The following is a 20,015-nucleotide window of genomic DNA, read 5'->3' as shown; positions in this document are numbered from 1 at the left end:
CGCGTCGTATAAGCTGGGCACACTCTGCCAGCCATCCGCCAGTGTCAATTACTGGCGACCGCAGGGCGCCGTTGCGTCGCACGTAACAAGAGGTTGGTCAGGAATGAACACGCCGGCGATGGTTCCGGGAAATTATTCGACCAGACTGCGCTTGGCGGTGTCAGCCGACACAGACGAAACCGATGGAGACTCGGTGGCCTCATCATAAGGCAGATCGTCCGGCACGGGCCGGGCCGGCCAGCGCTCGGGCCAAGGACCGGTCAGCAGGGCGGCCACGCTGTCCGCCTCCAGCATGCCGCCCCGGCGGATCCACAGGTCCCGCTCAGGACCCGAGGGCACGCTGGCGGCAACGCGATAGCATTGCTCGGCGGCGCGCAGCAGCGTCCATTGCTTCGCCTGACCCATTGATGGCACCCCGATGCCCCAGCCTTGGCACCGGCGTGGCCGGCGGACTGGTTCTTTTGGCGCCGTCCCGTCCAGGCCGGCGACCTTTTTCGTGAAGAGGTGAGCGTAAACAACCGGGCCGTCTGCGGCAACGCCCTTCATGCCACCGGGAGCTGAAATCCATCCATGATGGCGCACATACCCGCCAGGAATCGAGGCGGCACGCATCGTATTGCTATAAAATTAATGAAAAATTAGAATGCGCCTGAGAATAGTTCCAGCGGCAGGGCCGATCTAGGGACATGGCCCAAAAAATTTGTAACCGAACCATCGCTAAAACCTTTTAATAGAAAAGATTTTCTATGGCAGACCTGGATGCGAGCGTTGGAGTCGTCGCCCCGCGCGTGGTTTTGGTGGAAGACGATGTTGACCTTCGGGAATTACTGGCCCACTGCCTGAGCAGCCAAGGTCTGGCGGTCACCACGGCGGGCTCGGGCCTGGAGTTGTACCAGCAGATCGCCAAGGAGCCGGCGGACATCGTCATCCTGGATATCGGCCTGCCCGACCAGGATGGCTACGCCATCGCCAGCTTCCTGCGCGCCAACACGAACATGGGCCTGATCATCCTGACGGCCCGGTCGCGGGTGGACGATAGGCTGAAAGGCTTCACCAGCGGCGCCGATCTGTACTTCGTGAAGCCGGTGGATTGCCGGGAGCTGGCCATCGCCGCCACCAACCTGGCGCGCCGCCTGGCCGCCGGGCCGGACGTCAACGATCTTCCCAGCCTGCAGGCCTCGTCCTCCAGCGAACCCTGGGTCCTGGACAATGCGCGCTGGTCCGTGCTGTCGCCGCGCGGCCTGCCCGTGCGCCTGACCGCCAAGGAATTCGACCTGGTGGTGGCCCTGACCCAGGACCCGGGCCGGGCGGTGGACCGCACCGCCCTGCTGGAAATGCTGGACTACGCCAACACGGTGCAAGGCAGCCGGGGCCTGGATGCCCTGGTCAGCCGTCTGCGGCGGAAAATCGAGGCCGCGGTGGGTGAGGCCTTCCCTATCCAGACCGTCCATGCCAAGGGTTACCTGTTCTCCGCCCCCATCAAGCAGCTGTAGTCCCCCACCGCACCATGACCGCCACCGCCCCGTCCCCCGCAGCGCCCGCTTGGCGACGACCCAGCGGATGGTCTCGGGGCGGGTGGCCACGGGGCGGGTGGCTATGGCTGTGCATTATTGTCGCCTTGGCGCTGCTGTGCGCCCCGCCCGCGCGGGCGGGAGCGGGCCCCGACGGCTGGACGGCGCCGCCGCTACGCCTGGGAACCGAAACACGGACGCTGCCCATTGCCGGCCACCTCGAATTCCTGGTCGACCCTGATGGGTCGCTGACCCTGGCCGACGTGACGGCCGGTGAGGCCAGCCGCCGCTTCCAACCCCTGGCCGGCAACCTCAACCGCGGCTTCACCCTGACCGATACCTGGGTCAGGATGCGCATCGCGCGGCCCCCGGACAGCGACGACACCTGGTACCTGGAGCTTCTGCCCAGCTTCCTCGACACGGTGGAAACCGACGTCGCCTACACGGCGGCCGACGCGCCACCGCCACCGGCCGAAGCCTATGCCAGGACGGTGCAGGGCGACAGCGAGCCCACGGCCAACCGCATGCTGCGCTTTCGCAGCTTCACCCAGCCGCTGGTGTTCCATGGCGCCGGCCAGGCCTGGATCTATGTCCATGTCCACACCACCAGCGCCACCATCCTCAGCGGCCAAATCTACCGCCTGATCCCGCTGATGAACCATGTCAGCGTGCAGTCCATCTGGTTGGGCTTCGTGCTGGGCATGGCTGTGGCGGTGCTGATCTCCAACCTCATCCATAGTTATTGGCTGCAGGAGCGGGTTTACTTCTACTACGCCCTATATCTGATCAGCCTGATCGGACTGGCGTTCGGATCTTTCGGCGCGCTGGCGCAGATCCTCCCCGGGCCCGCGCCCAAGCTGGCCAACCTTATCACCGGCACCAGCGTCTGCGGCGGCATCCTGGCCGGCGCCCTGCTGACGGAGGAATTCCTGAACCTGCGGCGCACCCTGCCGCTGATCAGCCTGCTGAACCGCATCCCCATCATCCTGGGCGCCCTGGGCATCGTCGCCACCGTCGCCGGCTATTACACGATGGCCGGCGCCACGCTGGCCACGGTCACGTCAGCCTATATGTTCATCTATATCGGCAGCGCCATCCGGCTGGCGCGGCGGGGACACCCCGGCGCCTTGATGTACAGCCTGGCCTTCGGCGCCGCCTGCATGGCGGCCCTGATGGGCTTCATGCGCACCCTGGGCGTGATCCCCGAGATCAGCCTGACCGAGGCGGCGTCACAGGCGGCGTCTCTGGTGCACATGATCCTGATGAACATCGCCATCGCGTCGCGCGTGCGCCGGTCGGAAAAGGAGCGGAAGGAGGCGCAGGCCGCCGCCCTGTCGGCCTCCGTCCATGCCGAGCAGCGGGCCCTGGACATGGTGGCGCTGCGCACCCGCGAGCTGTCGGCCGCCAAGGAAAGCCTTGAGGAGGCCCTGGCCGCCGAGCGCCAGGCGGTGCGCGAGCAGATCCAGTTCATCGACATGGTGTCGCACGAATACCGCACGCCGGTGTCCATCATCCGCACCGGCATCGACATCCTGCAGATCAAGGGCTCCGCCGCCTTGGCGGAGGGCGCCAAGGGCCATGACCTGCTGAAGCGCATGGGCCGGGCCGTGGACCGCCTGGTGGAGATCATCGAGGTCGGCCTGCGTCGCGAGACCGACCGCTCGCCCGGCTTGCACCTGGAAACCCAGTCGCTGATCCTGGAAGAGGTGGTGGCCGAAGCCGTCCGGTCCCTGCGCGCATCGCACCCCGAGCAGGCGGTGCGGTTGGAAGGCGTGGTGCCGAACGAGATTCAGGGCGACCCGGCCCTCCTCAAGACATCCATCCTCAACCTGTTGGAAAATGCCGCCAAGTACGGCCCGCCCGGCCAACCCATCCGGGTGGAATTGGCCCAGACGGCCACGCGTAGCACCGTGCGGGTGATCGACGCCGGCGCCGGCGTGCCGCCTGCCGACCGGGAGCGCATCTTCGGCAAGTTCGTGCGCCTGTCATCGGCCGAGCGCGTGCCCGGCATCGGCGTCGGCCTCTATCTGGTGCGGCGCATCGCGGAACTGCACGACGGACGCGCCTATTACGACCACACCCGCCTGGACGGCTGCTGCCTGGTGGTGGAACTGGCGAACGCCCCGCTGCCCCGGGGATGAAGCCGACGCGGACCGGATGTCAGCCGCGACCGGCGCCGACCACCACCTCGCTCACCTGGATGGTCGGCGACAGGGTGGTGTAGTTGGCGATGTCGGCCACGATCTCCTCGGCCACGGGCCCGAAGGCGGCCCAGAAGCTGTCGGCGGACTCGGCGAAGATGTGACACATGGCGACATAGGCCGGCGCTTCGCTGGGCGGGGCACCGGTCAGGCCCTTGTCCACCGTATAGAACAGGCAGGCGGCGCCCAGCTTTTCCTGGACCAGCGGCATATGGCGGTCCCTGTAGTAATCGTGGTCGAAGCGGGCGCCGGGTTCGTTGGCGTACAGCACGCTGACTTTGATCATGGCGTCGTCCTGGCTTTGGTTCAGGCTATGGGATGCGCCAAGGTACGCCCGCGGCGGAAGCCGGCGTATTGTCCTATGGTTGTATGGCCGCTTAACATTTCTTCGGCGCGAGGCTCAGCCCTGCAGGAAGTCGCGCTCCACCAGATCCACCGGCATGGGCCGGGCGAACAGGAAGCCCTGAACCTCGGCGCAGCCCTGCTGGGCCAGCCAGTGCCATTGCTCCTCCGTCTCCACGCCCTCGGCCACGGTCTTGAGGCCGAAGCTGCGTGACAGGTCCAGCACCGCCGTGGCGATGGCGGTTTCGGCGGGGATGTCGTTCACGAAGGAGCGATCCAGCTTCAGCGCCGTCACCGGCAGGCGGCGCAGGTAGGCCAGCGACGAATAACCCGTGCCGAAATCGTCGACGCTGATGCCCACGCCCAGGTCGCGCAGGCGCGCCAGCAGCGCCTCGCTGTGGTCCAGGTCGCGCATCATGCTGGTCTCGGTGATCTCGATGTTCAGCAACTCGGGCGGCAGATAGGACTTGGCCAGGCAGTCCGCCACCAGGTCGACCAGTCCCGCCTCCTGCAACTGGCGGGCGGAGACGTTGACGGAGACGGGCACGGCGTGCCCCGCCGCCAGCCAGCGCGCCGCCTGTTCGCAGGCCGTGCGCAGCACCCAGGCGCCGATGGGCACGATCAACCCGGTTTCTTCCGCAAGCGGAATGAAGTCGCCCGGCATGACCAGCCGGTCCGGCTTCTGCCAGCGCAGCAGCGCCTCCACCCCGCTGAGCTTGCGGGTCAGCGTCTCCAGCTTGGGCTGGTAGTAGAGGACGAACTGGTTTTCCTCAATGGCGCGGCGCAGCGCCGTCTCGTTGTGCAGGCGGGCCACGGCCCGGTCCATCATCTCCCGCGCGAAGAAGCGGTAGCGCCCCCCGCCGGCCGCCTTGGCCGTGCACATGGCGACATCGGCGCCGCGCAGCAGCGGCTCGGGGTCGCGCCCATCGCCGGGGAACAGCGCCATGCCCACGCTGGCGGTCAGCGCCACGGAATGGCCGTCGATGGCATAGGGGGCGGCCAGGGTGTCCAGGATGCGTTCCGCCAGGCGGGCCGCCATCTCCGGCTGGGCGATGTCTTCGGCCACCACGGCGAATTCGTCGGCGCCCAGGCGGGCCACGCTGTCGCCGGCGCGCAGCACGCTGGTCAGGCGGGCCCCCACCTCGCGCAGCACGCGGTCGCCCACATCCAGGCCATAGCTTTCGTTGACGGTCTTGAACCGATCCAGATCCAGGTGGAACACGGCAACGTGATAGCCCGCGCGCTCCGCCTTGGGCAGGGAGCGGCCCAGCTCCTCCGTCAGCAGCACGCGGTTGGGCAGCCCGGTCAGCAGGTCGCGCGTGGCCATGCGGCGCTGCGCCTCCTGGCTGGCGGCCAGGCGGGCCAACAGTTCGTTGGTGCGCGCGGCGATGTAGCCCAGCTCATCCCGCTCATGCCCCGAAGGCAACGGCAGGGCCGTTTCCATGGGACGGTCGGGATTGATGCGGGAAATGGACCGGCCCAGGCTGAACAGCGGCCGGGTCACGTAGCGGTGCAGCACCGCCACCAGGGCCAGGCCCAGCAGCAGGTTGCGCAGCACGCCGCTGACCAGGCCGGTGCCCGCCAGGATCAGCAGGTCGCGGGCCAACACCACCGGGTCCAGGTCCAGGCGTAGTTCGCCGATGACCTCGCCATTGGGGCTGTTGGGTTGGCGCAAGGGGCGGCGGATGGTGGACAGGTCGCCGAACACCAGGCGCGACAGCGGCCCCGTCAGCCAGCCGTCCTGCGCCGGCTTGCGCCGCACGCCGGCCAGCCGCTCGTTATCCTTCAGCAGGATTTCCACGCCGGAGACGGCATGGAGCTTCAAATTGTCCATGATGACCTGGTTGGCCAGCTGGGCATCCAGGTTCCACGCGGCGATGGCGGCGCTGCCCTCGACCTGGGCGGCGATGTCATCGATGATGGTCAGGACCTTTTCGCGCTCACGGCTGGCGGCCCAGCCGATCTCCACCGCGGAAAAGGCGAAGCCGATCAGCAGGGCGGCCAGGGCGCCGCGCACGCCTTCCTTGAACGACAGGGAGGACCAGAACGACCAATGGAAGCGGGAGCCGGTCACGCGGGGATCGTCGTCGCCACCGCCCGGCGCGCGGCCGGGGAAAACACCCGCCAGCGAATCGTCAGGGGTGTCGGCGCCGTCCGTCGGAGCGCCGCCCATGCCCGCCGCAGCCGCGCCGGGACCGGCCGGATCACCCGCCGAGTGGTGGAAAGAGTACCTGACCAACGAGAGTAGCGCCCCAAATGTCTTATGTTCCGGCCGGTGCCCCAAGACATCCGGGGCCGGCCGGCTGACGACCGCATCCGTCATCCTGCCACCAGGAACAGGTTGTCGGGCGCCGCCTTCGCCGCAGTTTTATGGACGGCGATCAGTTCCACAAGTGTTTCCAGCCCCGGACGGGGTGCGCCGGCCACAAGCTGCACCATGACGGCGCTAACCCGCAGCAAGGGATAGCGCCGCACGCGCCCCTCGCGGTCCTTGGCCTCGAACCACCCGCGTTCGCGTGTTTCCACGTCGTAAAGGCTTTCGGCGTCGGAGCGGAAGCGGCCCAGGAAGGCCACCAGCCGTTCGCGCATCCGGTCGGCGGTCAGGCCGCTGCACGAGAGGAAGAAGTCATCACCGCCGATGTGGCCGGCGAACCCGCCGAGGGCGGAGGCCTGGACCTTCAACTGCTCACTGAACATCAGGATGGCGCGATCGCCCTGGCGGAAGCCGAAATAGTCGTTGAACGGCTTGAAGTTGTCAAAGTCCAGGTAGACCAGCACATGGTCCCGCTCGCCATCCGTCACCAGCGCCTCCACCTGGGCGGTGATGGCGTTGTTGCCGGGCAGGCGGGTCAGTGGGTTCTGGTCCACCGCCGTGGCCAGGCGGTGTTCGTGCAGCAGGCGCACCAGCGACTGGCTGCTGAGGAAGCCGACATACTCGCCGCCCTCGACGATGATGACGCCGTCGCTGTCCGCCGCCTCGGCGAACAGCTCGATCACGCGTTCCAGGGGCGTCCCGATGTCGCAGACCGGGCAGGGGATGACGAAATCCTTCAGCGTGTTGCCGAAGGCGCGGTTGCGCAGGATTTCCGTGCCGTACCGCGAATAGACGAAAGGCTTCAGGTGGCGTTCGCGAATCAGGCCGCGCGGCACCCCCGCCCGATCCACCACCGGCACCACCGGCGGGGCGGCAAGGTTGCCGAAATACTCCAGCAGCTTGGCCTTGGGCGCCTCCAGCGGCAGGGGCGCGATGCGTTCGATCAGCTCGAACAGGCGCTGGCGGGCGTCGGACGGGCGGCGGCGGTCGCTGCGGGTCAGGGACTCGGCGATCTCGCTGGCCTCGGCCAGCAGGCCGCCGCCGGGGCGGCCCAACAGGAAGCCCTGGGCATGATCGCAGCCCAGATCCCGGCAGACATAGAATTCGCGCGAGGTCTCCACGCCCACGGCGATGGTGGCCAGGCCCAGGGCGTGTGCGCTGCCGATCAGCTGGCCCAGCAGGGCGCGCTTGGCCTGGTCGCCGTCCACGCCGCTGATGAAGGCGCGGTCGATCTTCACATAGCTGGGCGGGCTGGCCAGCAGGCGCTGGAAATCCGCCACGCCCACGCCGAAGCGATCGAAGGCGATGTCGACACGGCCCCGCCGGTCGCCACCGTCACGGCCGGCACGGGTGGGAATGGGCCCCGTGCCCGTGGTCTCATAGACCAGGTGCACCTGCTCGCCCTGCGGCGGGGGCGGCACCTGACCCTGGGCCAGGGGATGGATGTTCAGGAACAGGCGCACCTCGGCCGTGCCGCCCGCCGCCAGGAAGGCGGCCACGGCGGCAGCCTGGATGTAGGCTTCCAAGGCCGGCAGCGCGCCCTCGTCAACGGCCGCCTGGAACAGGGCCGCCAGACTGGCGAAGCCGGCGGCCTCCCACCCGCGCAGCAGGGCCTCATGCCCATGCACGCGGGCCGTGCGCATCTGCACGATGGGTTGGAAGACAGGATGCAGGTGCGCCACAACGTCGCGCCAGCGGGCCGGCAAGGCGATGGCGCCCCCCTCCGCCGGCAGGGCGGCAGGGGGCGGCGCTGAGGATCCGGCGGTCGGGCGCCCCTGGGTTCCCTGCCGGGGGATGCCGGTCTCTCGCTCTTCAGGCATCAAGATCAAGGAGGGATCGGACCTTCAGGCCGCAATAAAGAGTGTGTTCTTCAGTAATATCCCTAGACGGTGACAGTTATGTGATGACCCGGCAACCGGTGATGCGCGGGCGCCGCATGCCAGGACGCCGGTGCACCAGAACCGGATGCCCTGATTTGTAGATTCCGGCGGCAATCGGCCTATGACAACGGCTTAGGCCGTGGGCGGGGCTTTCGGCGGCGCACACATGGCCTTATATCAAGGCGGCATACCAGGCACATGGTGCGGCCGCCATGGTCGGCCGCGCGATGCCAACGGAATCGAGATTCACCGAACATCCTCAACTTATAGGGGTAGTCATGCTGAAGGGTAAATCCGCCGTCGTCACCGGTTCCACCAGCGGGATCGGCCTGGGCATCGCCCGCGTCCTGGCCTCCAAGGGCGCCAACATCATGCTGAACGGCTTCGGCGACGCGGCGGAGATCGAGAAGATCCGCAGCGGCCTGGAAAGCGAGTTCGGCGTGCGCGCCGCCTACAACGCCGCCGACATCTCCAAGCCGTCCTCCATCAAGGAGATGATCGACACCACGGTGGAAACCTTCGGGTCCATCGACGTGCTGGTCAGCAACGCCGGCATCCAGTACACGGCGGCCATCGAGGATTTCCCCGAGGACAAGTGGAACGCCATCATCGCCATCAACCTGTCCGGCGTGTTCTGGGGCATGCACTACGCCCTGCCCTACATGAAGAAGCAGGGCTGGGGCCGGCTGATCAACATCGCCTCCGCCCACGGCCTGGTGGCCAGCCCGCACAAGGCGGCCTATGTCGCGGCCAAGCACGGCGTCGTCGGCCTGACCAAAGTGGCGGCCCTGGAAACGGCCGAGATCGACATCACCGCCAACGCCATCTGCCCCGGCTGGGTGCTGACGCCGCTGGTGGAAAAGCAGATCAAGGACATGGCGGCCAAGGACGGCATCAGCGAGAAGGATGCCGAGCTGAAGCTGCTGTCGGAAAAGCAGCCGTCCAAGAAGTTCACCACGCCGGAAGAGCTGGGCGAGCTGGCCGCCTTCCTCTGCACCGACGCCGCCGCCCAGATGACCGGCGTGCCCCTGCCCATGGATGGCGGCTGGACGGCGCAGTAATTTTTGGGATGCCCTGCGGGCGGGCCCATCCGGGCCCTTGCCATCCTCGCTTTCCAGTCCGCTCCGCTCCCCGGAAAGCTCCGGCGCCCGCAGTCGCGGGCTAGGGACAAAAAGGGCGGGTAAAGAAAAGGGGCGGTGCCTAACGGTGCCGCCCCTTCACTTTTCAGCGCATCAGTTGAACAGCGGCGCCGCCTTCTGCAGGGTGGTCCACACGCCCCACAGGATGGGCAGGCCCACCGCCAGCCAAGCCAGCATGGCCGGGCCGTTCAGGCCGCCCCGGCCGATGCCGAACGAACCACCGGCGGCGTTGGCGGTCGCCGTCTTGGCCTGCAGGGCCGCGACCTGGGCGTCGCTCATGAACCACCGGGACGCCAGTTGCTTGATGGCCAGGTTGCACAACAGGCCGATGATCAGGAACACGGCCAGGACGTAGAAGGTGACGTCGTAGACGTGATCCTTCGGCACCTTCAGCGCCAGCTCTGCCTCGCGGATGTAGCCGACCAGGATGGGGCCGACGATGCCCGCCACCGACCAGGCGGTCAGCAGCCGTCCGTGGATGGCGCCCACGAACTGGGTTCCGAAGATGTCGGCGAGATAGGCCGGCACGGTGGCGAAACCACCGCCGTACATGGATAGGATGACGCCGACGGCCAGCACGAACAGCGCCACGCTGCCGGCGCGGGCCAGGCTGGGCGCCGCCGCGTACAGCACCAGGCCGAGGACGAAGAAGACGCAATAGGTCATCTTGCGGCCCAGCTTGTCCGACATGGAGGCCCAGAAGAAGCGGCCACCGATGTTGAACAGCGAGATCAAGCCAGCGAAGGCTGCGCCGATGGTGGCGATGGCCACCTTCTGCCCCGGGTCCAGCTGGTCGAAGCCCAGTTCGGGGTGGCCGATCAGCTTGCCGGCGAAGATTTCCTGCAACATGGGGGAGGCCATGCCGATGACGCCGATGCCGGCGCTGACGTTCAGGCACAGCACCGCCCAGATCAGCCAGAACTGCGGCGTCTTGTGCGCGTTGTCCAGGTGTACGTGTCCATGGGTGATCATGGCCCGCTGCGCCGCCGCAGGGGGCGTCCAGCCGTCCGGCCGCCAGCCGGCGGGCGGGATGCGATAGCCGAAGGAACCCGCCAGCATGAACACGAAGTAGAGCGCGGCCATGACCAGGAAGGTCTGCCACACGCCCGGGCCATCCGGGCCCTTGAACTGATTGATCAGGATGTTGGCCAGGGGGGAGCCGATCATGGCACCGCCGCCGAAGCCCATGATGGCCATGCCCGTCGCCATGCCGCGCCGGTCGGGGAACCATTTGATGAGGGTGGAGACGGGCGAGATGTATCCCAGCCCCAGGCCCACGCCGCCGATGATGCCGCCCAGCCAGACCAGCCACAGCTGATGCACCATGATGCCGATGGCCGAAACCACCATGCCGCCGCACCAGCAGAAGGTGGCGACGACACCGGCGCGTCTGGGACCGACCCGTTCCAGCCAGCCGCCCCACAGGGCCGCCGCCGAGCCCAAGACGACGAAGAACAGGGTGTACATGATCTGGATGTCGGCCACCCGCCAGTTGCAGGTGGTGGTGGTAAGGGCCGCCAGCAGGGAAATATCCTTGCACGCCGCCTCATCCGTGCCGGTCAGGGCCTTGGATAGCGGCAGCCAGAAGACGCTGAAGCCATAGGCCATGCCAATGCAAAGGTGGACGGCCAGCGCCGCCGGCGGTACCAGCCACCGGTTAAAACCCGCCTTTGCGACTATCCTTTCGCGATCCAGGATCGAGCCGGACGAGCTTCCTCCCGTGGGGCCCGAAGTTGCCACACTCATTGACGTCTCCCGCTTTATTTTAAGACAGCAAAAAGCAGATAGCCGCTCCTTTCAGGAACGCCACCAATTCCCCCGGCCTACTGTTTTTATTCTACACAGATAGTCTAATTTACTTTGGGCAGACTTTCCACCGCCTTCAGCACCTCTGGGTCCAATCCGCCACCGCCCTGGGCCACATGCGCCTGGATCGCCTGGCGCATCCGGGGTTCCCAGAACTTGGCGATGTGGTTGGCGATGCCGGCCGCCGCCTTGTCGCCCGGCTGGGAGGTGAAGAACTTGCCGATTTGATTGGCCATATAGACCAGCTTGTCAGGCGACATGCCGTGTATTCCCTTGCTTCGCTTCCGCCCCATCGCCCGGCACGATCCGGCCGGCATGGGTGAAAACCTCGAACCCGTCTCGGCGGGCCACCGCCACCAGCGTGATGCCGGCGGCCTCGGCCGTGCGGATGGCCAGGGCGGAGGGGGCGGAGACCGCCACCAGCACCGGCACGCCCATGGCGGCCGCCTTCTGCACCAGTTCCACCGACACCCGGCTGCTCATCACCACCAGGCCGGACGCGGCGTCGACACCGCCCCGGATCAAGGCGCCCGCCAGCTTGTCCAGCGCGTTGTGGCGGCCCACGTCCTCGCGCACCGCCACCATGCGGCCGGGCTGGCCTTCTGAACCGGCGAGCCAGAAGCCGGCGGCGTGGACGGCCCGCGTCTCCTCGAACAGCGGCTGATGGTTGGCCAGGTCGTCGCGCGCGGCGGCCACCTGGGTCGCATCGATGGTGAAGCCCTGCGGCACCACCGGCAGGGCCCGTGTCGCCTCCGCCAGGCTTTCCAGGCCACAGAGGCCGCAGCCCATGGGCCCGGCCAGGCGACGGCGACGGCGTTCCAGCGCCTCCCCCGGGGTTTTGGCCAGCCACAGGCGGACGTTCACCCCTTCCGGCACCACCACCAGGTCCAGGTCGGCGATGTCCGCACGGCCGGTGATGATGCCCTCGGTCACGCTGAAGCCCAGGGCGAAGTCTTCCAGGTCGCGCGGGGTCGCCATCAGCACGGCGTAGGCCGCACTGTCGTAGCTGATGGCCACCGCCGTCTCCTCCGCCACCACGCGGTCCCCGTCCAGGGGAACGCCATCGCGCCAGGCCACCCGGGTGACCGGGCGGCTGGCATCCGGCAGGGCTTGCGGCACCGGCGTCACGCGGTCCGTCATTCAGCGGCATCCGTGCCAACGATGCGGCGGCTGAGGTCGCTGTGGGTCTTGTACTTCTCCTGCCAGTCGGACGGGCCGTTGCTGGGGCTGACCTGCACCGCCGTCACCTTGTATTCGGGGCAGTTGGTGGCCCAGTCGGAATAGTCGGTGGTGATCACGTTGGCCTGGGTCATGGGGTGGTGGAAGGTGGTGTAGACCACGCCGGGCGACACCCGGTCGGTGATCAGGGCGCGCAGCGTGGTTTCACCCGCGCGGCTTTGCAGCTTTACCCAGTCGCCGTCGCGCACGCCACGGTTCTCCGCGTCGTGCGGGTGGATCTCCAGCCTGTCCTCCTTATGCCATTCGCTGTTGGCCGTACGCCGGGTCTGCGCGCCGACATTGTACTGGCTGAGGATACGGCCGGTGGTCAGCAGCAGGGGGAAGCGGGCGCCCGTGCGTTCATCCGTGGGAATGTATTCCGTCAGCACGAACTTGCCCTTGCCGCGGGCGAAGCCGTTGATGTGCATGATGGGCGTGCCTTCGGGCGCGTCGTCGTTGCACGGCCACTGGACGGAGCCGCGTTCGTCCAGCATCTCGTAGGTCACGTTGCGGAAGCCCGGGGTGGTGGCCGCGATCTCCGCCATGATCTCCGCCGGGTGGCTGTAAGTCATGGGATAGCCCAGGGCGTTGGACAGGATCTGGGTGATTTCCCAGTCGGCGTAGCCGTTGCGCGGCGGCATGACCCGGCGCACGCGGTTGATGCGCCGTTCCGCGTTGGTGAAGGTGCCATCCTTCTCCAGGAAGGTGGAGCCGGGCAGGAAGACATGGGCGTAGTTCGCCGTCTCATTCAGGAACAGGTCCTGCACCACCACGCACTCCATGGCCTCCAGGCCAGCGGTGACGTGATGGGTGTCGGGATCGGACTGCACGATGTCCTCACCCTGGACGTACAGGCCCTTGAAGGTGCCGTCGACGGCCGCGTCCAGCATGTTGGGAATGCGCAGGCCCGGCTCCCTTTCCAGGGTCACGCCCCACATGTCCTCGAAAATGGCGCGGGTGGCGTCGTCGTGGACATGGCGGTAGCCCGGCAGCTCATGGGGGAAGGAGCCCATGTCGCAGCTGCCCTGGACGTTGTTCTGGCCGCGCAGCGGGTTCACGCCCACGCCGCGCCGGCCCAGATTGCCCGTGGCCATGGCCAGGTTGGCGATGGCCATGACGGTGGTGGAGCCCTGGCTGTGCTCCGTCACCCCCAGACCATAGTAGATGGCGGCGTTGCCGCCGGTGGCGTAGAGGCGGGCGGCGGCGCGCAGCTCGGCCGCCGGCACGCCGGTATACTCGGCGATGGCCTCGGGGCTGTGCCGCTCCTCGGCGACGAAGGCCGCCCAGTCCTGGAACTCGTCCCAGTCGCAGCGCTCGCGCACGAAGGCCTCATTCACCAGGCCCTCGGTGACGATGACATGGGCGATGGCAGTGACCACGGCGACGTTGGTGCCGGGACGCAGCGGCAGATGGTGGGCCGCCTCCACGTGTGGGGTCTTCACCAGGTCGATGCGGCGCGGATCGACAACGATCAGCTTGGCGCCTTGGCGCAGCCGCTTCTTCAGGCGGGAACCGAACACCGGGTGGCCATCGGTGGGGTTGGCCCCGATGACCATGACGACGTCGGTATCCTCGACACTGTCGAAGTCCTGGGTGCCGGCGGAGGTGCCGTAGGCCGTGCCCAGGCCGTAGCCGGTGGGGGAGTGGCAGACGCGGGCGCAGGTGTCGACGTTGTTGTTGCCGAAGCCGGCGCGCACCAGCTTCTGCACCAGATACGTCTCCTCATTGGTGCAGCGGGAGGAGGTGATGCCGCCGACCGAGGCGCGGCCGTATTTATCCTGGATGCGCTTGAATTCCGACGCGGTGTAGTTGATGGCCTCTTCCCACGACACCTCGCGCCACGGGTCGGTGATCTTGGACCGGATCATGGGCTTCAGGATGCGCTCGCGGTGGGTGGCGTAACCCCACGCGAAGCGGCCCTTCACGCAGGAATGGCCGCGGTTGGCGGCGCCGTCCTTGTAGGGGACCATGCGCACCAGCTCAGTCCCGCGCATCTCCGCCTTGAAGCTGCAGCCCACGCCGCAATAGGCGCAGGTGGTGACGACGGAATGCTCCGGCTGGCCGATCTCGATGACCGACTTTTCCATCAGGGTGGCCGTGGGACAGGCCTGGACGCAGGCGCCGCAGCTGACGCACTCGCTGTCCATGAAATCCTCGTCCATGCCGGCCGAGACCTTGCTGGCGAAGCCCCGGTCCTGGATGGTCAGTGCGAAGGTGCCCTGTACCTCCTGGCAGGCCCGCACGCAGCGGGAGCAGACGATGCACTTCGACGGGTCGAAGGTGAAATAGGGGTTGGAGGTGTCCTTGGCTTGGCCCAGGTGGTTAGCCCCCTCCATGCCATAACGCACCTCGCGCAGACCCACGGCGCCGGCCATGTCCTGCAGCTCGCAGTCGCCATTGGCGGCACAGGTCAGGCAATCCAGCGGGTGGTCGGAGATGTACAGCTCCATCACCCCCTTGCGCAGGCGCTTCAGCCGTTCCGTCTGCGTGGATACCACCATGCCCGGGGCCACCGGCGTGGTGCAGGAGGCGGGCGTGCCCGCCCGACCCTGGATTTCCACCAGGCACAGCCGGCAGGAGCCGAAGGCGTCCAGCGTGTCGGTGGCGCACAGCTTGGGAATGGTGACGCCGCTGTCCATGGCGGCGCGCATGATGGAGGTGCCCTCCGCCACCGTCACCGTCTCGCCGTCGATGGTCAGGGTGACCATCTTGGCGTCGGTGTCGCCCTTCAGGCCGCGGGGATGCGGGGTGCCGTAGTCGATCTCAGGAACCAAGCCCATGGCCGGACCCTCCTTCACTCTGCCGCGGCCGGCAGAGGCCGGCCCGGGGAATTGCGCGTATGAAAGTCTTCGGGGAAATGACGGACGGCGCTCAACACCGGATAGGGCGTGAAGCCCCCCAGCGCGCACAGCGATCCGAACTTCATGGTGTTGCACAGGTCTTCCAGCAGCGCGATGTTGGCCGCCACGTCGCGGCCCGCCAGGATGCGGTCCACCACCTCCGCCCCCCGGGTGGAACCGATGCGGCAGGGCGTGCACTTGCCGCAGGATTCCTCCGCGCAGAACTCCATGGCGAAGCGCGCCATGTGGGCCATGTCCACCGTGTCGTCGAACACCACCAGACCGCCGTGGCCGATCAGGGCGTCACGCGCGGCGAAGGCCTCGTAATCATAAGGGGTGTCGAACTGGCTGGGCGGCAGGTAAGCGCCCAGGGGACCACCCGCCTGCACCGCGCGGACCGGCCGGCGGCTATTGGTGCCACCGCCCACCTCCATCACGATCTCGCCCAGGGTCAGGCCGAAGGCCGTCTCGAACAGGCCGCCATGCAGGACATTGCCGGCCAGCTGGATGGGCATGGTGCCGCGCGACCGGCCCATGCCGAAGTCGGCGTAGTATTGCGCGCCCAGATCCATGATGACGGGGATGGTGGCCAGGGACAGCAGGTTGTTGACCACGGTGGGCCGGCCGAACAGGCCCTTCAGCGCCGGCAGCGGCGGCTTGGCCCGCACCACGCCGCGCTTGCCCTCCAGGCTTTCCAGCAGCGCCGTTTCCTCGCCACAGACATAGGCGCCGGCCCCCACGCGCAGTTCCAGGTGGAACTCCAGGCCGGAGCCCAGGATGTCACGGCCCAGCAGGCCGGCGGCGCGGGCGATGTCCAGCGCCGCCCGCATGGTGGCGTTGGCGTGTGGGTATTCGGAACGGGAGTAGATGTAGCCCCGCGTGGCGCCCACCGCCAGGCCGGCGATGGTCATGCCCTCGATCAGGCAGAAGGGGTCGCCCTCCAGGATCATGCGGTCGGCGAAGGTGCCGCTGTCGCCCTCATCCGCGTTGCAGACGACGTACTTCTGGTCAGAGATGGCATCGCGCACCGTCTTCCACTTGATGCCGGTGGGGAAGCCGGCGCCGCCGCGACCGCGCAGGCCGGACTTGGTCACCGCCTCCACCGTGGCGGCCCCGCCCACTTCGATGGCCTTGGCCAGGCCACGATAGCCGCCGGCCGCCTTGTAATCCTCCACCGACAGGGGATCGACGATGCCGCAGCGGGCGAAGGTCAGCCGCGTCTGGCGGGCCAGGAAGGGATGGTCCTCCGGCCGGCCGACGCGCAGGGGGTGCGTGGCGCCCGTCAGCCAGCCGGCGGTGAACAGGGCGGCCACGTCGCCGGCCTGCACCGGGCCGTAGGCGATGCGGCCCAAGGGGGTTTCCACCTCCACCATCGGTTCCAGCCAGAACAGACCGCGCGAGCCGGTGCGCACGATGGTGACGGCGGTGCCCAGGGCGGCGGCCTGCGCCGCCACGGCGCGCGCGACCTCGTCGGCGCCCACCGCCAGGGCGGCCACGTCGCGGGGAATGAAGATGCGGGTGCTCATGGCGTCGACCAATCGTTGCGGGCCTCGTTCACGGCGGCGTCCAGGCGTTCGCGGTTCAGGCGGCCCAGGGGGCGGCCGTCGATCAGGGCCGCCGGGGCGCAGGCGCACAGCCCCAGGCAATAGACAGGCTCAATCGTCACCTGGCCGTCGCCGGTGGTGCCGCCCCAGTCCAGGCCCAGGCGGCGCAGCAGGCCTTCCGCCAAGGCATGACCGCCCATGGACTGGCACGCCTCGGCCCGGCACAGCTTCACCACGTGGCGACCGGCGGGCGCCTCTCTAAAGTCGTGGTAAAAGCTTACAATTCCGTGAACATCGGCGCGGGAAAGGTTCAGCGCGTCCGCAAGCAAGGGCACCGCGTCCTCGGGCACATGGCCGAAGGTCTCCTGCAAGGCATGCAGTATCGGCAATGCTGGCCCTTCAAGATTTTGGTGCGCCGCAATGACTTCAGCGGCCTTTTCACGGTCCCACGGGGTACTTGTTGTGGCAGACGTCACAGCAGCGGCCTCACTTCTCAGGCATTCTCCCTGTCATTAGAAGTTGGCTATCGCCGGAACATAATCAACGAAGCCGTTCCATGTTGCGATAGAAAACTTCTATCACGCCGCCTGGCCTGCTTCGGCCCGCCCGCGGCACATCGAAACCATATAGGACGCCCAACTAGGACGCCCGTCACTGGGACGTGGATTATGCGTGCGCGTGTTTTTGTTGCGACCTCAACCTTGCTGAGCCTGATGCTGGCGGCCCCGATTGCGGTGCAGGCCGCCTCGGTCGACAGCCCGGCTTCGGTGATGGCGGCGGCCCCGGCGGCGGCCCAGCCCACTGACCCGGCGATGACGCAGGACGTGACGCAGCTGCTGCGCGATTGGTCGGTCATCAAGTACCAGATGCACGACGACAAGGCCCAGGCCCAGAAGATGCGGGATCTGCTGGTCCGCGCCACCGACCTGCAGACCCGCTACCCGGGCCGCGCCGAGCCGATGATCAGCACCGCCCTGATCCTGGGCAGCATCGCCGGCTATGAGCAGAACGCCGGCTCGCTGGAGCTGGTGCGCAAGGCCCGCGACCTGTTCGAACAGGCCGACAGGATCGACCCCACCGCCCTGGACGGCGCGTCGGCGGTCAACCTGGGCTCGCTCTATTACCTGATGCCGGGCTTCCCCATCGGCTTCGGCAGCGACAGCAAGGCGCGCAAGTACCTGGAGCGCGGCATCGCGTTGAGCCCCAACGGGCTGGAGTCCAACTACTTCTACGGCGAGTTCCTGTCGCAGCAGGGTGAGTACGAGCGCTCGGCCAAGGTGCTGGCCCACGCCCTGGAGGCGCCGGTGTCCGTGACCCAGCCCGTGTGGGACGCCGGACGCCGCGCCGAGGCCCGGGCCCTGCTGGCCGACGTCCGCCAGAAGCTGGTGGCGTCGAACTGAGTACCGCCCGAGCGCCGGGCATCATATGGAGGAACCCCCGGAGCGGCCACCGCCCCGGGGGGTTCCTTTTTTGCGGTCAGGGAGCCATGGGCTCGCCAAAGGTGCGGGCCACCTTCTTGGCCTCGGCCACCAAGGCGGCGGTCAGGGGCGTCATGGGGTCGCGATAGGGCACCACCAGGCCGATGTCATGCACCGCCGCCGGGTCGACGATGGGGATGGCCCGGATCTCCTCCGGGAAGTTGAAAGCCGTGGTCAGCACCTCGGGCATGATGCTGGCCCACTTGCCCGTGCGCACGTGCGAGAACAGCACGATCATGGAATTGGATTCCAGGGTCGGCGCCGACGTGGCGCCGGCGATGGCCAACAGCCGGTCGATGATCCGCCGGTTCTGCATGTCCGGTGTCAGCAGGCACAGCGGTATCTCCCCCACCTCGGCCCAGCTGACCTGGGCACGGGCGCCCAGCGGGCTGTCGCGGGAGATCAGCAGGCGGTACTGTTCGCGGTACAGGGGTACGGTGCGCACCCGGCCCAGGGGTTCGTTGTCCAAGTAGGTCAGGCCGGCGTCGATCTCCAGCCCTTCCAGCAGATGCAAAATCTCGATGGAGGTGCGCGACAGCACGGTGAACTTCACGCCCGGGTGCCGCTCGCGATAGGGCGTGGTCAGGATGGGCACCATGGCCAGCGCCGTGGGGATGACCGCGATGCGCAGGTGGCCGCTGAGGCCGTGGCGCAGGGCCCGCACCTCCTGCCGCATGGCGCGGGCGTCGCCCACGATGCGGCGGGCCCAGTCCAGCACCCGCTCCCCCTCCTGCGTCAGGCCCATGTAGCGCGCGCCACGATTGACCAGCAGCACGCCCAGCTGGTCCTCCAGCTGTTTCAGGCCGGCCGACAGGGTGGGCTGAGTGACGCCGCAGGCCTCCGCCGCGCGGCCGAAATGCTGTTCCCGGGCCAGCGCGATGAAGAATTCCAGCTTGTCGATCATGCCGTGCGGCGCCCTCTCCCGAAAGCGGGGCGCGATCCTGTTGACCGCATCCCGCCCGCAGCCTGTTTCGTAGGCAGAGGGGCCTCGCTGCCGGGGCCCCGCATCCCGTGCGCATGATCCATGAAGAGGGTCGGCCGATACAAGACCGCGCATGACGGAGGGTGGCAGATTGGGGATGGGTGGCAGGGAACCGCCCTTTCGACCAAGGGGAGCAAGCCATGTTCGATCCGACCAGCTATGTGGGTTTCCATACCGATCTCAGCCTGCTGGCCTTGGCGGCGGGACTGCTGTTGCTCAGCGGCCTGTTCAGCAGCCGGGTGCCGCCGGCGCTGACCGCCGTCTACCTGGCGGCAGCCGTCCTGACCGACCTCACCGGCTTCGGCTTCCCCTTCAGCGGCTTCCTGCCTTCGCATGGCGTGGGGGCGTTGTCGCTGCTGATCCTGGCGGTGGCCATCGCGGCCCTTTACGCCTTCGGCCTGCGCGGGGCCTGGCGGTGGATATACGCCGCCAGCCTGACCGCCAGCGTCTTCCTGCTGGCCTTCGTGGCCGTGGCCCAATCCTTCCTGAAGGTGCCGGCCCTGCACGCGCTGGCCCCCACGGGCAGCGAGCCACCCTTCGGCGCCGCGGAAGGCATCCTGCTGCTGCTGTTCGTGGGGACCGGCATCCTGGCGACCCGCCGTTTCCGTCCCGGTATCCGGCGGGCCGCCGCCATCGCCTGATCCTTGCGGCTGAGGCCCGTCCCACTGCCACACCACCTCTTGCCCCCTGGACAGCGGCGCCCGTCGACCCCACGCTTATGTCGGGACGACCAGTTGGCGAAGGGCTCTGGACGGTGCGA

16 protein-coding genes are annotated in these 20,015 nt (G+C 67.8%); 5 read left to right on the top strand and 11 right to left on the bottom strand.

Features of this window, described 5'->3' with window-relative positions:
* Positions 1–132: 132 nt before the first annotated feature.
* On the bottom strand, positions 133–405 hold the full coding sequence (locus Y958_RS22570; protein WP_088874236.1) for a hypothetical protein: 273 nt from the start codon (positions 403–405) through the stop codon (positions 133–135).
* Between the two features lie 392 nt (positions 406–797).
* Between Y958_RS22570 and Y958_RS22565 the strand changes: the two genes are divergently transcribed.
* Positions 798–1,493, top strand: a complete 696-nt coding sequence (locus Y958_RS22565; protein WP_157999517.1) for a response regulator transcription factor — start codon at positions 798–800, stop codon at positions 1,491–1,493.
* Between the two features lie 125 nt (positions 1,494–1,618).
* Complete coding sequence (locus tag Y958_RS22560; RefSeq protein WP_186291563.1) at positions 1,619–3,652, top strand: sensor histidine kinase; 2,034 nt, start codon at positions 1,619–1,621, stop codon at positions 3,650–3,652.
* Between the two features lie 19 nt (positions 3,653–3,671).
* Here Y958_RS22560 and Y958_RS22555 read toward each other — a convergent pair whose 3' ends face one another.
* From Y958_RS22555 to Y958_RS22545, 3 genes are all read right to left on the bottom strand, one after another.
* A complete protein-coding gene (locus tag Y958_RS22555) occupies positions 3,672–3,998 on the bottom strand; it encodes an EthD family reductase (protein WP_040847536.1) in 327 nt (108 codons plus the stop codon).
* A 114-nt stretch (positions 3,999–4,112) separates the two neighbouring features.
* The gene (locus Y958_RS22550; protein ID WP_088874233.1) at positions 4,113–6,227 is read right to left on the bottom strand and encodes a putative bifunctional diguanylate cyclase/phosphodiesterase; all 2,115 of its coding nucleotides are present in this window, start codon (positions 6,225–6,227) and stop codon (positions 4,113–4,115) included.
* A gap of 146 nt (positions 6,228–6,373) precedes the next feature.
* Complete coding sequence (locus Y958_RS22545; protein WP_244909651.1) at positions 6,374–8,188, bottom strand: GGDEF domain-containing protein; 1,815 nt, start codon at positions 8,186–8,188, stop codon at positions 6,374–6,376.
* Between the two features lie 338 nt (positions 8,189–8,526).
* On the opposite strand from Y958_RS22545, the gene Y958_RS22540 reads away from it, so the two are divergent.
* Positions 8,527–9,309 (top strand): 3-hydroxybutyrate dehydrogenase, encoded by a 783-nt coding sequence (locus Y958_RS22540; protein ID WP_004273105.1) that lies wholly within the window; start codon positions 8,527–8,529, stop codon positions 9,307–9,309.
* Between the two features lie 171 nt (positions 9,310–9,480).
* On the opposite strand, the gene Y958_RS22535 is transcribed toward Y958_RS22540, so the two are convergent.
* From Y958_RS22535 to Y958_RS22510, 6 genes are all read right to left on the bottom strand, one after another.
* The gene (locus Y958_RS22535) at positions 9,481–10,995 is read right to left on the bottom strand and encodes an OFA family MFS transporter (protein WP_244909650.1); all 1,515 of its coding nucleotides are present in this window, start codon (positions 10,993–10,995) and stop codon (positions 9,481–9,483) included.
* A gap of 242 nt (positions 10,996–11,237) precedes the next feature.
* Positions 11,238–11,453 (bottom strand): formate dehydrogenase subunit delta, encoded by a 216-nt coding sequence (locus Y958_RS22530; protein WP_040846996.1) that lies wholly within the window; start codon positions 11,451–11,453, stop codon positions 11,238–11,240.
* Positions 11,443–12,333 (bottom strand): formate dehydrogenase accessory sulfurtransferase FdhD, encoded by an 891-nt coding sequence (gene fdhD, locus Y958_RS22525; protein ID WP_088874231.1) that lies wholly within the window; start codon positions 12,331–12,333, stop codon positions 11,443–11,445. Before fdhD ends, Y958_RS22530 begins: the two co-directional genes overlap by 11 nt.
* Entirely contained in the window at positions 12,330–15,191 is a 2,862-nt protein-coding gene (gene fdhF, locus Y958_RS22520; RefSeq protein ID WP_088874230.1) for a formate dehydrogenase subunit alpha, read from the bottom strand. Before fdhF ends, fdhD begins: the two co-directional genes overlap by 4 nt.
* A gap of 14 nt (positions 15,192–15,205) precedes the next feature.
* Entirely contained in the window at positions 15,206–16,777 is a 1,572-nt protein-coding gene (locus Y958_RS22515; RefSeq protein WP_088875169.1) for a formate dehydrogenase beta subunit, read from the bottom strand.
* On the bottom strand, positions 16,774–17,271 hold the full coding sequence (locus Y958_RS22510; RefSeq protein ID WP_088874229.1) for a formate dehydrogenase subunit gamma: 498 nt from the start codon (positions 17,269–17,271) through the stop codon (positions 16,774–16,776). The genes Y958_RS22515 and Y958_RS22510 overlap by 4 nt, the downstream gene beginning before the upstream one ends.
* A gap of 192 nt (positions 17,272–17,463) precedes the next feature.
* Here Y958_RS22510 and Y958_RS22505 point away from each other — a divergent pair, with 192 nt between their 5' ends.
* Entirely contained in the window at positions 17,464–18,195 is a 732-nt protein-coding gene (locus Y958_RS22505) for a tetratricopeptide repeat protein (RefSeq protein WP_145727538.1), read from the top strand.
* Between the two features lie 76 nt (positions 18,196–18,271).
* On the opposite strand, the gene Y958_RS22500 is transcribed toward Y958_RS22505, so the two are convergent.
* A complete protein-coding gene (locus Y958_RS22500) occupies positions 18,272–19,177 on the bottom strand; it encodes a LysR family transcriptional regulator (RefSeq protein WP_088874227.1) in 906 nt (301 codons plus the stop codon).
* A gap of 218 nt (positions 19,178–19,395) precedes the next feature.
* Here Y958_RS22500 and Y958_RS22495 point away from each other — a divergent pair, with 218 nt between their 5' ends.
* Positions 19,396–19,896 carry a hypothetical protein gene (locus tag Y958_RS22495; protein WP_088874226.1) on the top strand — a complete coding sequence of 167 codons (501 nt, stop codon included), beginning with the start codon at positions 19,396–19,398 and terminating at the stop codon, positions 19,894–19,896.
* Positions 19,897–20,015: the final 119 nt, after the last annotated feature.

It is taken from the genome of Nitrospirillum viridazoti CBAmc, assembly GCF_000730165.1.
Lineage (GTDB): Bacteria > Pseudomonadota > Alphaproteobacteria > Azospirillales > Azospirillaceae > Nitrospirillum > Nitrospirillum viridazoti.
Note: the sequence above shows the minus strand (reverse complement) of the source record. Positions and strands in the feature narration are given on the sequence as shown.